Below are 13,047 nucleotides of genomic sequence, written 5' to 3' on the forward strand. Positions count from 1 at the left end.
ATAAAGGGCAATCCACTCACTTCAAACGCCCTCTGAGACTCCGGAGATCACACAGTCGGGCAGCGCGTTCGCGGGCCTTAGCAGCCAGGCGGCCCCATGGACGAGCCAAGTCTGCTACGTTCACCGTGCGCGAATAAACGGTCACGTGTGCGAGTCGTACGCATGTAGCGCCCCTCGCGGCCGAATCGGTTCGTGAGCGTGGCGTACGTCGGCTGGCAGGGGGGACGGACATCCATGAACGCGTACGCAGGCTCGGGCGGGCCTTATGCCATCCCGCCGTCCACGTCATCGGCCGGGCCGTCCTTTGGGGTCGACCCGGCAGACTTGGACACGGCTGCCAAGGCGGCGAAGGACACCGGCGAGGCGATGCCGAATGAGCTCAAGGTCATTCACGAGCCCTCGGACACGGCGGTCGGCGCCATGTCGGGCTGGCGGGTCGGAGCGTCGCTGAAGAGTTGCACGGCCGCGTGGGAGGAGTGCCTGAAGAGCCTGGCCACGGAGATCGACAATGTCAGCATCAAGCTGGGTCAGACGGCGACCGAATATCGAAACGCCGACAAGAACAGCGCCGTGAGCCTCGCCCCCTACGGCGCAGGCGGCTCTCCGCAGGCGGGGAGCTGATGGTCACTCTCGCTCAGCTACGCGACACCGACCTGTCCGGCCTCGTGCCGGCGGCCACCGCGTACGACACCCTCTCCGCCAACTTCAACAAGCACGTCCAGACGATGCATCACGAGGTCGTCCGGCACATTTACAGCGCGAGCTGGGTCGGTAACGCCGCCGGTGGCGCCAATGCTTCCCTGCAACGCACCAGCGAGCGCCTGGACGCGGCGCACACTGAGATGTCGGCGGTTTCCGGGCTGCTGCGCGAGGCTTACGACAGCTTGCTGCTGGCCCAGCTCAAGCTGAAGGAGGCACTGCAGGACGCTCAGAACCGGGGACTGACCGTCGCCGACAGCGGGACGGTGACCTGGCCCGCGCCATCCAAGGCTGAGCAGAACGACCCGGGTTACAACATCCCCGAACAGGCGAAGGCGCTTGCGAACCGGATATCCGGCGCCGTCACCGAGGCCGACAACGCCGACCAGAAGGTCGCAGCGCTCCTGGACGCCCTGACCGAACGCGCGCGCAACGGCTCCGGGCTGGAGACCGACAAGGCCGCTGCCGATCTGAAGGCCGTTACCCAGCAGGGTGTCGACCTGATGTCAGCCGGGTTTCCGCCCGCCGGTACGCCGGCCACCGAGGTCAACGCCTGGTGGAAGAGCCTGCCCCCGGACGAGCAGCAGCGCTTCATCCAGACATTTCCGGACTTGCTCGGAATGCGCGACGGCATTCCGGCGGAAGCCCGGAACCAGGCCAACCGCCTCCAGCTGACCCACCTGCTCGACGTCTACGAGCACAAGTCCAACTTGACGGACGACGAGAAGCAGAAGCTGGACGGCTTCCGCGCGATCGATGCCAAGCTGAAGGGGTACGGGGACCAGAAGCCGCCGATCTTCCTGCTCGGCGTCAGCGAGGAGGGGCAGGGCCGCGGCATCCTGTCCTACGGCAACCCGGACACCGCGAAGAACGTCAGCGCGTACGTGCCCGGGCTGGGCACCAAGCTTTCCGACGTCGCCAACAAGGACGGCGACCGTGCCCGGAACGTGTGGCAGGCAACGCAGAACGCCGACCCCACTGCCTCGGCCGCTTCCATGGTCTGGCTCGGCTACGATCCACCGCCGGGTCTGGACAAGCTCGCCGACGGTGACACCCGGACGCTGGACGTGATGGACACCGACCGCGCCGTCAAGGGCGGCGCCGCCTACGACAAGTTCATGGCGGGCCTGCGCGCCACCCACGACGGGCCGCCCGCACACCTGGTCGCCCTGGCCCACAGCTACGGCTCCACCACGGTGGGCATGGGCGCGCAGATGCCCGGTGGCACCGGTGCCGACGACATCGTCCTCGTCGGTTCCCCTGGCACCGGCGCGCAGAAGGCCTCGCAACTGAACATCGACCCCAGTCACGTGTGGGTCGGCGACGCGGAGAGCGACCCCGTCAGCCATCTGCCGTCCGCGCCCCGTGCCGCCATGGGCGCCCTGGACCCCGTCCTTGGAGGTCTCGGCAGCGACCTGTACACGGCCGCCGGTGGCCAGCCCAACCAGCTCTGGTTCGGCCAGGACCCGGCCAGCAAGGAGTTCGGCGCCAACCGCTTCGCCGTCCCGTTCGGACTGCCCCAGGAGTCCCACTCCAACTACATGGAGAAACCCGACCTGAAGGCCGGCCCGAACGACAACGCGATCTCGTCCAACAACATCGGCCAGATCGTGGCCGGCAGGTACAACCACGTCACCAGGCAGGACCAGCGATGATCGCATTTCCGAGCAGCCCGCTGCCACGGCGCCTGGCCGCAGTCACCGCGCCTGTGGCGCTCGCGTTCGCCCTGACGGCCTGCAGCGCCGTCCGCGACGTTGTCAGTTCCTCGCCGTCCACCTCGTTGGTGCCCCCCGAGCAGGCCCTGCTCCGCCTCAACGCCCTCCTCGACGACTCGCTCGCCCAGGTCCGGCCCCGCCCGCAGTACTGGGACGCCTGGCCTCACTCCACCGAACAGAGCGGCGGGATCGACGATCACTCCCTGGGCTACGCCACCGCCACCCGAGACCGCTACGTCATGACCAAGATCGCCCCGGCCAAGTACCCCACCCTGCTAGGCATGGTCGAGCAGGGCTGGAAGGCCAAGGGCTACACGGTCGCCACCCCCGCCGGCTCCACCCTGCCTTCCCTGACTGCCCGAACCCCGGACGGCAACAGCGTCACCATCACCATCTACGAGTTCGGCAACATCGACATCAGCGCGGCCGTCTCCCATATTCCCGTCATCCGCGACCGCGATCCGTTCGGCACCCCCACGCCCGACCCCGTCATGGCCAACGGCAACCTCGACATCATTCCCAAATACGACGACCCGTTCTGGTCGAACTGATCACCCAGCAGCTCCGCCAACCCGCCCCCGGGGCAGGCCCGCCGCACGGCGGGCCTGCCCCGGCCTGCCGGACCATCGGTTGTCCCCTTCGAAGCCCTGCTCCCCACCTTTCTCCAAAGGCTCCGCATGACCCCCGAACAGGCTGTCCAGGTACTCGACGCGCTCCTCGACGAGACGATGGCCGCGATCCGTCCCCGCCTGCGTTACTGGGATGGCTGGCCGCGCTCCGTCGAGCAGACCGCAGGCCCCGACGACCGATCCCTCGGCTACGCCATTGCGACCCGCGACCGCTACATCATGACCAAGATCGCCCCAACCAAACACGGCGCACTGCTAGGCATCACCGAACGCGGCTGGCAGGCCCGCGGGTACACGATCACCTCTGTCAACCCCAGGCAGCCGGCCATGTTCGCCACCACCGGCGCCGGGCACGGCGTATGCGTGCTCTTCGGTGCTGCCGGCAACATCACCTTCCAGGCGGCCGTCGGCCCCATCCCGGTCATCCGCGACCGTGACCCCTTCGGCACCTACATACCCGAGCCGACCCTGGCCAACGGCAACCTTGACATCATCCCCCGGTGCGACGACCCATTCTGGTCGTGCTGAAAGCCCACCGTGTCCAGGTACCGGTAACTCGGCGTCTGCCGTCCCTGATCTGCGACCGATCAGAACGGGCCGGTGCAGCTTGCCTCAGGTCGCCCAGGTCAGCCGTACCGCCTCGAGACCGGTGTCGTTCAGCAGCGCCTCGATGAGGGCCGGAGGCCCGGCGACCTTGGTGGCCCACAGGTCGTAGTCGGTGCACAGGACCCATGAGCGGTCTTCGGCCCAGAGGTTGGCGGGGCTGAAGTCGGCCAGGTCGGCCTCGGGCATGTCGTAGAGGATCTCGGCGTCGCCGAGGCGCCCCGCCCGTACATGGAGGTTGTCGAAGTCGATGGCCCCGAGCGTCATCGGGTAGTAGGCCAGGCAGCGAGTGTCCGGGCCTGCGGGGCTGTGCGCGGTGAGGATATCGATCAGCCGGATCCAGGTCTCACGGTCCAGGCTCCCCTCGCTGGGAGGGATGATCTCCAGCGCCTCGATGAGGGAGTGGCGGCCCGAGCGGCCGAAGCGCCACCACACCGGCCCGAGCGGCCCATGCTCGGCCGGCAGCTCCAGGGTGGTCGCGACGATGGGCACGGCGTCGTCGTACTCGGGCCAGCCGTCGTCGTTGTCGTCGTGGACCTCCCTGCACCACCGGCCGCGCCAGCAGTCGGCGGACAGGTCCGCGACGGCCTGCTGCCGGTTGGCCAGCGTGACCGGTCCGGCGTCAGTGACGACCAGTCGCCATCGGGCGCGACGGCCGCCTGTGCAGCCGCCCCATGGTGCCGTTGAAGGTCCCCTCGGTCGTGCCCCGGTCGTGTCGCGCCGGCCCGGATCAGCCGGACGCGGTCGCGAGGCGGTGGACCTGGGCGGTCACCAGGTCGCTGCGCAGGGCAGGTGTGTGAGCAGTGTCGTCGGCGGTGAGGAGGAGGGCGCGGTTGTCGCCGACGGCCGCGTAGAGGTAGACACGCGTGAACCCGCCCTGGGACGCCACCGCGCCGGTCGGTGCGACGATGCGGAAGCCCACGGCCGGAACCTCCAGCCCCTCGACGGGAACCGCCTCGACCCGAAGCTGCGGCCCGCCGTCCGCCCGGAAACCGGTGCAGCCGCCGCCGTACACGGCATGCTCCAGCGCGTCGAAGCGTTCCCGGGACCGCCCGTCGGGAATGTTCCCGAGGTCCGCCAGGGTTCGGTTGCCCAGCACGTTGTTGCCCGTGACGTACCAGCGACGGGCGGAGTTCGGCAGTTGCTCGGAAACCGCGGTGAGGACCGGCCCGCACGCCGGGTACCGCTTGATCTGGTCGGCCAGTTCGGCCGGTGTGCCGGGCACGGCCTCGGCGGGCTCGGTCGTGCTGCCCGACGGCAGGTCGCCAGCCTGTAGGAGCGAGGCGTCCAGCTGCTCGCGGGACAGGGGTGCAAGCGGCCGCCACGGCGCGGCCGACGAGGGCGCCGGGGCTGGTGGAGCCAACGAAGACGCAGCGGCACCATGGTCAGGACTGGCCGGAGGCGGGGACCCCGGGGTCGGTGCGGACGAACAACTCGCCAACAGGCCGGTCATCGCCAGCATCACCGGCGCCACACGGACGACGAACCGCGTCAAGGGGATGTCTCCTGATCTCCCGTCTCCCGCCGGACAACGGCCTGGCGGAACAGGCCGGGACGGGTACGGTCATTATGATCATTCGCCCGAGCGGCACGCGCGGCATTTTTCCCACGAACGGCACGGACTCGACAAGGCCATGGGCCGCCCCGGTCAGGCCCCGGCGGACGGGCCTGCGGCGACCGGCGCCGCCGCCTCCCAGGTACCCGTCCGGGTCCGCGAAGGACCCCGCGGTGCGAGCTGGCCGTGGCGGTGTACCGGGCGACCGCACCCTCCCGGGCTGACGGGCAAGTCGGCTGTGACTGTGCACATCTGACCGGGTTTTCGCGTTACTTGCCCAACCGGCGAGCGGTTCGTGATCGGCTGGGTTGATGTTCATCGGAACGGGAGGCGTCGGCAGGGGCGGCGCGACATAGTGCGTGGGTGACCGCGATTCCCGCCCATCTGGACCTGCCGGCCCGCCGACCCGGGTGTCGTCGTGGACGGCCGCCCAGGCCTTGCCCTCGGCGCCGGCGGTGCGGTGCGCCTCGTCGATGACCACCAGGTCCCAGGGCGGAAGCCCGAAGTCGGGTGGGCCTGGACGATCCGCTCCAGCGACGCTTAAGTGGCGTACACCGTGACCGGCTCGCCCGCCTTCTCGGCGGCGACCAGGTCCGCGATCCGCGGGGCCTGGGTGGTCACCCGGGTGTGGACGCGGCCGCCCGCCTCCTCGACGCACGACCAGTTGCCGACTCAGTCGGTGTCGGTCGCAGCGAGCACGGCCAGGCGCCGTCGACCTGGGGAGAGCGCGGCCAGACCAATGTCCCAGGCCACCTGCTCGAACCATTTGGTGTCGGCGCCGAAGCCGTGCCAGACGCAGTCCAGCACGTGCGCCTCGACCTCAGAAGCGCTGGTTCCTTCTGGGCTTCCGGCCAGCGCGGCCAGGGACTGCCAGGCCGCCAGACGGCCGTAGGCACCGTAGGAGCCCGAGTTGTACGCCCCTCCCGTTGACGCCGCGGCGAAGAGCACTCGCCATGCCTGGGCCGGCGGACGGACAGCAACTGACAGAGGGGTCTTCTTCCCCGCCCCGTGCAGACACTCCAGCCCCAGCGCGAGGAGCACGGCCGGGACGGACTCGGCGTCCAGGGGTTCGGCGAGGTCGAACGCGCGCGCCTCGACGCGCCCGTTGGACTCCTTGGCCCAGTTCGCCACGGCCGTGCCCATCGCGGTGGCGGTGGCCAGGGTTGTTGTCTCCTCCGCTGCCGGCACACGCGCGTCGGCGTCCACCGCCAGTTCGCGACTCTCCGATGGTCCGTACGGCATCGCGTGACTACTGCCGCGGACGCTGTAGCTCGGCAGATCCACGCCCTCCTCCATACCGGACGGCATCAGGGGCAGCCAGCCCAGCGGGTGATGAGTCCAATGCGGCGACGTCGCCCAACCCGCGATCCCCGGCACTTCCCCGACGACCACACCCCTGAGAACCAGCTCATGGACCAGACAGGCCCGAAGCTCCTCCGAAGCCCGGCCAGTGAACGCCGCAGCCAGGTCCGCCGCCTCATGGCTGGAAGCCAGCAACGAGGCCGTGTAGCGATCCAGCTTCCTGCCGGTGACCTCGGCCGAGGAGACCAGCCGCAGCGCCTGGGTGACATTGTCGGGGCCAGCGGTGGTGGCCAACAGCCGAAGCAGATGGTCGAAGACACTTCGGTACTGCCACATCTGCCCCCCAGTGCCGTACGTCCTGGCGAGAGCGATGCCAAGGTCGGCAGCAAAGGCTGCATCCCCTTGCGCGACCCTGCCATCGGCCACCGCCCACACACCGGTGACATCCGTCAGGTCCGGCAGTCCCGTCACAATCTTCTGTATCTGATCAGCCACGGCCCTGAGCCTACGCATCCGGCATCCCCTCACGGGGCCGAAGCCCCTGGTCAGGGGTGTCCATAAAAGCGAATCAAGCCCAGTGGTCATGGGGAGCGTAGCGACAGGTTCCTCTGGCTTGTGTGACGAGGCGGGCGTTCAGGCCACTGGGCGGATCCGGCCACCGGTCGCCTGTCGCAACGCGGCTTCCAGCCGGTCGCGGGCCTCGGTCTGGGCAGCGATCCGTTCGTTGAGGACTGCCAGCCGTTCCAGCGCGACCCGCAGGCCCTTGTCCGAGGGCGGTGCAGCGGCCACATCGCCGTCCAGGCACGGTAGGAACACCTGCACGTCGTCCAGAGTGAGCCCGGCGGCCAGCAGGTAGCGGATATTGCGGACGCGCACCACCGCCCGCTCGTCATAGATGCGGTAGCCGTTGGGGGCCCGCTGCGAGGAGATCAGTCTGGCCTGCTCGTAGTGCCGCAGCGCACGGGCGGTTATCCCGGTCGCCCTGGCCAGCTCACCGATCCGCACTCATCCCACCTCCCGCACCACTCCTATCACGCAACGACCGCTCCGCCGTCGACCGGGAGTACCACTCCGGTGACGAACGAAGCGGCCGGTGCGGCAAGCTGGGTGACTGCCCAGGCCACCTCCTCGGGGTGGCCGATCCGGGCCAGCGGGGTGTGCGCCAGCTGCCACTCCCGCACCGCTGCCATTCGCTCCGGTGTCAGGCCCTGGTGCTCGCCGATGGGGGTGTCGATCGCGCCGGGGGCGACCGCCACCACCCGGATCCCGCGGGCTGCCAGCTCGACCGCCCAGCTGCGGGTCAGCAGCTCCAGAGCGGTCTTGGTAGCCGCATAGACCGAGCTGCCGGGCCAGGCCCGCTGCCCCACCGACGTACTGACATTGACGATCACCCCGCCCGACTTCTCCAGGAGTGGTAGCGCGACCTGGGCCAGCAGGATGGGCGCGACGAGGTTGGTGGCAAGCTGAGCTGTGATCATCTCTGGCGTCAGCGTGCCGAGGGCGCCGCTGCGCACGATGCCTGCGTTGTTGACCAGCACGTCCAGCCGGCCGTGTGTCTCCAGCACGGCCCGGATGATCCGATCCGGCTCGCCATCGGCGGTGATGTCGGCGGCCAGCGGCGTGATTCGGTCGTGCCTGGCCGCGGTCTCCTTGAGGGGCTCGGCCCGCCGCCCGATCGCGACCACGTGGGCGCCCTCAGTGGCGAAGGCGCGGGCGGTGGCCCGGCCGATCCCGGTGCCGGCTCCGGTGACGGCGACGATCCTGCTGCTCTGCGGTGCGGTGCTGTTCATGCCGGTCATCGTGCAACCCTGCCTCCAGCGGCAAGGTCAAGCATCGCGTGAGGGGGATCAAACTGGTGACTCTCGTAAGTGCGAGTCACGTATGCCTCCGCTGTTGAGTGCTCATGGTGATTGTGAGTGGTCGCCAGGGGCGTAATGACGCCAGGTTCCTCCGGCCTCGGCGGCGAGCTGGGCGGTGGTGTCGTTGTGGTAGCCGAGCATCCGGGCCACCCCCGGAGCCGGGGCCTGGAGGACAACGTGGCGAATCGCGGCGGTGCGTCCTCGTTGGGTCGGGAAGGCCGGGTGACGGAGTCGGAGTTCCAGAGTTTCCGGGGTCGCCCTCGAGCGGTCGGCGGAGTGACCGGGCCGGCCGGGCGCGGCGGTGCCCGGGCCGGGGGTGGTAGTCCGGGCACCGCCGTCCTGCTGCGACCGGCAGGTACCCGGCCCAACGAGCGGCCCTCCGATCCGTCACCCCGACGACACCGCCTCGCGCCGGGCGGTCCCCGGGTTCGGGGCCAGCCGGGTGCCCGCCCGGCCGGCGCCGGGGCGTGTCACCGCCACCGCGGGGCCCATATGGCCACACTGGGCGGACCATCCGACCATCCCAATCTCTTCGTGAGGAGGCCGGTGCCGGTGGAGAGCGCAGTGTGCATCGCCCAGCAGCCCGAGGCCGACGCCCTGCTCGCCCCACGACAGCAGCCCGACAACGGCGCCGGCCCGACAGCGGTGCCGGGCGGGCAGGTTCGGTGGCGGTCCGGCGGCGAACGGCACACGCCAGAGCAGGCGGGGCGCAGCCGGCCGCGGTCCGCGTGGCCGCCTGCAGCTGTCAGCCCGGCGCGTCTCCAGCGCCCGGGCAGGCACGGCCGGCCCGCCCGGCCCACGGCGCCGGCGAGCGGGATCTGCGGCGGGCACGCCTGGACCGCGGCGAGCGGGACCAGGGAACGGCGGGAGACATCCCGACAGCCGGGCTCAGCCGGGCTCAGCCGGCGGCGCCTGTTCCCTGCGGACGGTGCCGCGGCCGCCACCGGGCGCGTGTCGGGTGGCGATAGGCACGCGCCGACGCGACACCCACGGGGACTGTATGACAGCGCGAACGGGCAACGAGCCGGGAGCGGCGAACGGACGAGACCACACCAACCTGGCGAGGAACCTACTAGAACATAAAGGGCAATCCACTCACTTCAAACGCCCTCTGAGATCAACCAGAAGCCGACCGAGCAGTAGTGCTCAACGGCCCAGCCGGTGCCGAACGTAATCCGGCTGGGCCGCACCGACCTCGATGCGGTTCTCGTCGAGCCCGTTGACGATCCGCAGACAGCCCTCGGTGAAGGCGAACTCCACCGCCACCGATCCGGCGGCCAGGTCATGGTCTGCTGGCCGCCACTCAAGCAGCGCGACCTCGCGCAGTTCCTGGCCGACAAACGGCTCCAGGCGTTCATCGTCGTGAGACCATTGGGGCGTGAGCTCGCACCATTCCCACCCGGTGATGGTCGCCGCGGTGTCGATCGTGTTCCAGCCGATCGAGAGTTCCTCGAGCTTCGAGTGGCAAACCTCCGTCTGGAGGCCGTCGAAGTCCATCACCACCGGGCAGTCGGCGAACCAGTCTCCGTCCTCGACGAAGCGCACCAGGGCGAACCCCGTCAGCCGCCTACCCACGAGCGTCGCCAGACGTGATCCGTGAGCCTGCCGAACCGCCTCGATCCCGACCAGGAAGGACGGCTTGAAACCAGAGATCCCCATGTTCACAGCAACTGAGTCTTCCGGCCTGCGGCCCAACCCGCCAACACATATTCGAAGCGGCACCATCCGCGGCAGCACTTGACAGCTTGGATTCCACAGAATGATCCGGTTGACGTGTCCTTCGACGGGTCCGCTGTTCCAGCGCAGGGTGAGGTCGGCGGTCACGGCGTCGAGGTCTTGGCGCAGGTGGCGGGCGAAGTTGCGAAGGGGCGGCAGGTCAGTGGTCTCGGTCTGGTCGATCCATACGGGTAGGTGTTCGCCGTTGAGGTTCTTCATCATCCGGGCGAAGTTGCGCACCCGCTTGCTGGCGGTCGCCAGTTCAGGGCAGCGGGCCAGGAGGTGCTTGAACTGGAGGGCTTCGTGGCTGGTCAGAGCATCGGGGTGGCGGGTGAGCCAGCCCGTGACCTGCCGGACGGTCGGCGTGGTCGGCAGCTTGGGTGTCGGTGCGGGCGAGGATCGCAGTGGCTCCAGCCAGCGTCGGACGCTGCGGCTGCTGTCCGGGTAGCCCAGGACCTGGATCTCGCGGAAGAGCAGTCCGCTGTCGGTGCGGCCCTCGTTCCACCGCTGGTTCAGGTAGCCGATCCATGGGGCGAGTGCGCGTCGGCTCTGCCGAGGCGGGACCAGGAGGTCCTCCACAGAGGGGGCATGACCCCCGCGAGTGCGGGGCCGACGAGCCGGAGATGGTCATCACGTCCAAGAAGGCGGAGCAACCCCCGCGAGCGCGGGGCCGATTAGGTAGTCGCCGGGACCTGTCCCTTGGGCGCCGAGCAACCCCCGCTAGCGCGGGGCCGATGTGACCATGACGGTGATCACGTGGCGGACCACGGGGCAACCCCCGCGAGCGCGGGGCCGACACGGACGCGGACACCGCCGCCCGCGACGGGCGGGAGCAACCCCCGCGTGCGCGGGGCCGATTCCCACGGGCGGATCCCGAGGAGGTGGGCCGCGGAGCAACCCCCGCGAGCGCGGGGCCGATGCGAGGACGGTCCACACGACCACCGGCCGGTTAGAGCAACACCCGCGAGCGCGGGGCCGATTGCGCCTCGACCGCGGCCGCGGGCGACTTCCTGGAGCAACCCCCGCGAGCGCGGGGCCGATCCCTGAGGATCTGGATAGGCGACGACCGGAAGGGAGCAACCCCCGCGAGCGCGGGGCCGATCGTTCGGGCCCACCAACGTGGCGGCTCATCAGGGAGCAACCCCCGCGAGCGCGGGGCCGATTCGTCCTCCTCCCCAACGGTGCGTAGGTGCTCGGAGCAACCCCCGCGAGCGCGGGGCCGATCTCCTGGCCGTGCAGCAGGCCGTGCAGGGCCTCGAGCAACCCCCGCGAGCGCGGGGCCGATGACGCCAACTACAACCAGGTCGCCGGCAGCCCGGAGCAACCCCCGCGAGCGCGGGGCCGATGACTCGGTCGGCGACGTCGTCGTCCCGGGCGCGGAGCAACCCCCGCGAGCGCGGGGCCGATTCCTCATACGCCTCGTGCACCTGGGTGTCCATGGAGCAACCCCCGCGAGCGCGGGGCCGATAAGGTAACGTCCGGCGGCGGGCGCAACGAAGTCGAGCAACTCCCGCGAGCGCGGGGCCGATGATCAGCGTCGAACTCCCAGGACGACGTTGGGGGAGCAACCCCCGCGAGCGCGGGGCCGATCTATCCAGCCGTTGCAGTACTGGCACCAGTACAGAGCAACCCCCGCGAGCGCGGGGCCGATCCTGCGGGCAGGGTGAGTTCGGCGGTGACCCGGGAGCAACCCCCGCGAGCGCGGGGCCGATATGGAGCGGTTCTCGCCCTGCTCCGTCTGCCAGGAGCAACCCCCGCGAGCACGGGGCCGATTGGCGTCCGACGGCGACCAGCGCGCGACCATCGGAGCAACCCCCGCGAGCGCGGGGCCGATGAACTTGGCACCCTGCGAGGCCACGGCCAGGAGGAGCAACCCCCGCGAGCGCGGGGCCGATAGTCGGACACGGTGTCAGGCGGTCGGGCCAGGGGAGCAACCCCCGCGAGCGCGGGGCCGATTCGTCGGAGCGCTCCGACATGACGCGGAAGGTGGAGCAACCCCCGCGAGCGCGGGGCCGATGGATCGAGCACGGCGCCCAGGCGCTGGCCGAGGGAGCAACCCCCGCGAGCGCGGGGCCGATAAGCCGATGCCGAGGCGGATGCTGGGCATCTGGGAGCAACCCCCGCGAGCGCGGGGCCGATCGGTTCCATCCCTACTCCGATCCACTAACAAGGGAGCAACCCCCGCGAGCGCGGGGCCGATCGGGACCGGGCCGCGCCGCCGGGGCAGGTGGGGGAGCAACCCCCGCGAGCGCGGGGCCGATTTCCCTCCGGTGATAACGAGTCAGAAAGGCCAGGAGCAACCCCCGCGAGCGCGGGGCCGATACTTCCTGACCTGCAGCGATTCTCCTCAGAGGGCGCCGATTGATTCAGTTCGATTCGGTAGGTGACTCATGACGTCCCTATGGGGCATCGGCATCTCTTCTCGCGGCCAAGCCAGTTGTCAGTGCTGCGTTCTTGGCCCCCGAAGCGTACTCGCACATGGAGGCCGGACGATGGCTGAGGACCGCCGGCGGTGGTACTTGCCTGAGGACAGGGGCTGGCTGGGCGAGTTGTGGGGAGGCCGGCCGGGCGGGCCGGGGGCTGCCGATCTGCCGCTGTTGCACAGGCGGTGGCGGAGGTCGTCTGGGACCGTTACCTGCCACCCGTGACACCGGGTGTCTCGATGCCGTCGCGGGCGGGCGGGCGGGGAAGGGACGGCGTCTGTTCGCCTGGCTGTGCGGGATCCATGACTACGGCAAGGCCGTGCGTGTGGACCCCGTCGGGGCGGACGTCGTTCGCTGAGCGGGCCCCTCATGGAACAAGTTCGCGGTGAACACGGAGACCTGGCGGCATGACGGGGCCGGCGGCCGTCTGCTGCGTGCTGCGCTTGGTCGGCTGTCTGCGCCGGTGAGTTTTGGCCCCACCAGAACGGACTCGGCTGGCCCCACTTTTGGGCCGTTCGGGTGAGGGCTCCGGGCGGTGTCGAGAAG

The 13,047-nt window shown here is 70.0% G+C and carries 10 protein-coding genes and 1 CRISPR repeat array; of the genes, 4 read left to right on the forward strand and 6 right to left on the reverse strand.

Features of this window, described 5'->3' with window-relative positions; translation table 11 throughout:
* Positions 1–234: 234 nt before the first annotated feature.
* The 4 genes from ACGF0D_RS39035 to ACGF0D_RS39050 all read left to right on the forward strand — a co-directional run bounded on the left by ACGF0D_RS39035 (position 235) and on the right by ACGF0D_RS39050 (position 3,571).
* Positions 235–621 (forward strand): hypothetical protein, encoded by a 387-nt coding sequence (locus ACGF0D_RS39035; RefSeq protein ID WP_392924780.1) that lies wholly within the window; start codon positions 235–237, stop codon positions 619–621.
* Positions 621–2,354: an alpha/beta hydrolase gene (locus tag ACGF0D_RS39040; protein WP_392924782.1), complete on the forward strand. Its 1,734-nt coding sequence runs from the start codon at positions 621–623 to the stop codon at positions 2,352–2,354. The genes ACGF0D_RS39035 and ACGF0D_RS39040 overlap by 1 nt, the downstream gene beginning before the upstream one ends.
* Positions 2,351–2,965, forward strand: a complete 615-nt coding sequence (locus ACGF0D_RS39045; RefSeq protein WP_392924784.1) for a hypothetical protein — start codon at positions 2,351–2,353, stop codon at positions 2,963–2,965. The genes ACGF0D_RS39040 and ACGF0D_RS39045 overlap by 4 nt, the downstream gene beginning before the upstream one ends.
* Positions 2,966–3,091: 126 nt before the next feature.
* Entirely contained in the window at positions 3,092–3,571 is a 480-nt protein-coding gene (locus ACGF0D_RS39050; RefSeq protein ID WP_392924786.1) for a hypothetical protein, read from the forward strand.
* 84 nt (positions 3,572–3,655) lie between these two features.
* Here ACGF0D_RS39050 and ACGF0D_RS39055 read toward each other — a convergent pair whose 3' ends face one another.
* From ACGF0D_RS39055 to ACGF0D_RS39080, 6 genes are all read right to left on the reverse strand, one after another.
* Complete coding sequence (locus ACGF0D_RS39055) at positions 3,656–4,138, reverse strand: hypothetical protein (protein ID WP_392924787.1); 483 nt, start codon at positions 4,136–4,138, stop codon at positions 3,656–3,658.
* A 238-nt stretch (positions 4,139–4,376) separates the two neighbouring features.
* The gene (locus tag ACGF0D_RS39060) at positions 4,377–5,009 is read right to left on the reverse strand and encodes a hypothetical protein (RefSeq protein WP_392924789.1); all 633 of its coding nucleotides are present in this window, start codon (positions 5,007–5,009) and stop codon (positions 4,377–4,379) included.
* Positions 5,010–5,873: 864 nt separating this feature from the next.
* Positions 5,874–6,998: a DUF6183 family protein gene (locus ACGF0D_RS39065; protein ID WP_392924791.1), complete on the reverse strand. Its 1,125-nt coding sequence runs from the start codon at positions 6,996–6,998 to the stop codon at positions 5,874–5,876.
* Positions 6,999–7,136: 138 nt separating this feature from the next.
* Positions 7,137–7,508 (reverse strand): MerR family transcriptional regulator, encoded by a 372-nt coding sequence (locus tag ACGF0D_RS39070; RefSeq protein WP_392924793.1) that lies wholly within the window; start codon positions 7,506–7,508, stop codon positions 7,137–7,139.
* 26 nt (positions 7,509–7,534) lie between these two features.
* Complete coding sequence (locus tag ACGF0D_RS39075; protein WP_392924795.1) at positions 7,535–8,302, reverse strand: SDR family NAD(P)-dependent oxidoreductase; 768 nt, start codon at positions 8,300–8,302, stop codon at positions 7,535–7,537.
* Between the two features lie 1,206 nt (positions 8,303–9,508).
* Positions 9,509–10,657: a transposase gene (locus tag ACGF0D_RS39080; protein ID WP_392924797.1), complete on the reverse strand. Its 1,149-nt coding sequence runs from the start codon at positions 10,655–10,657 to the stop codon at positions 9,509–9,511.
* Between the two features lie 6 nt (positions 10,658–10,663).
* A CRISPR array of direct repeats spans positions 10,664–12,400; the repeat unit is 28 nt; unit sequence GAGCAACCCCCGCGAGCGCGGGGCCGAT.
* The last annotated feature ends 647 nt before the right edge of the window (positions 12,401–13,047 follow it).

It is taken from the genome of Kitasatospora sp. NPDC048298 (assembly GCF_043201465.1).
Taxonomy (GTDB): domain Bacteria; phylum Actinomycetota; class Actinomycetes; order Streptomycetales; family Streptomycetaceae; genus Kitasatospora.

Excerpts from the sequence above, each read along its gene's own strand:
- ACGF0D_RS39035 (WP_392924780.1), top strand. The coding sequence starts at position 235 with ATGAACGCGTACGCAGGCTCGGGCGGGCCTTATGCCATCCCGCCGTCC.
- ACGF0D_RS39040 (WP_392924782.1), top strand. The coding sequence starts at position 621 with ATGGTCACTCTCGCTCAGCTACGCGACACCGACCTGTCCGGCCTCGTG.
- ACGF0D_RS39045 (WP_392924784.1), top strand. The coding sequence starts at position 2,351 with ATGATCGCATTTCCGAGCAGCCCGCTGCCACGGCGCCTGGCCGCAGTC.
- ACGF0D_RS39050 (WP_392924786.1), top strand. The coding sequence starts at position 3,092 with ATGACCCCCGAACAGGCTGTCCAGGTACTCGACGCGCTCCTCGACGAG.
- ACGF0D_RS39075 (WP_392924795.1), bottom strand. The coding sequence starts at position 8,302 with ATGACCGGCATGAACAGCACCGCACCGCAGAGCAGCAGGATCGTCGCC.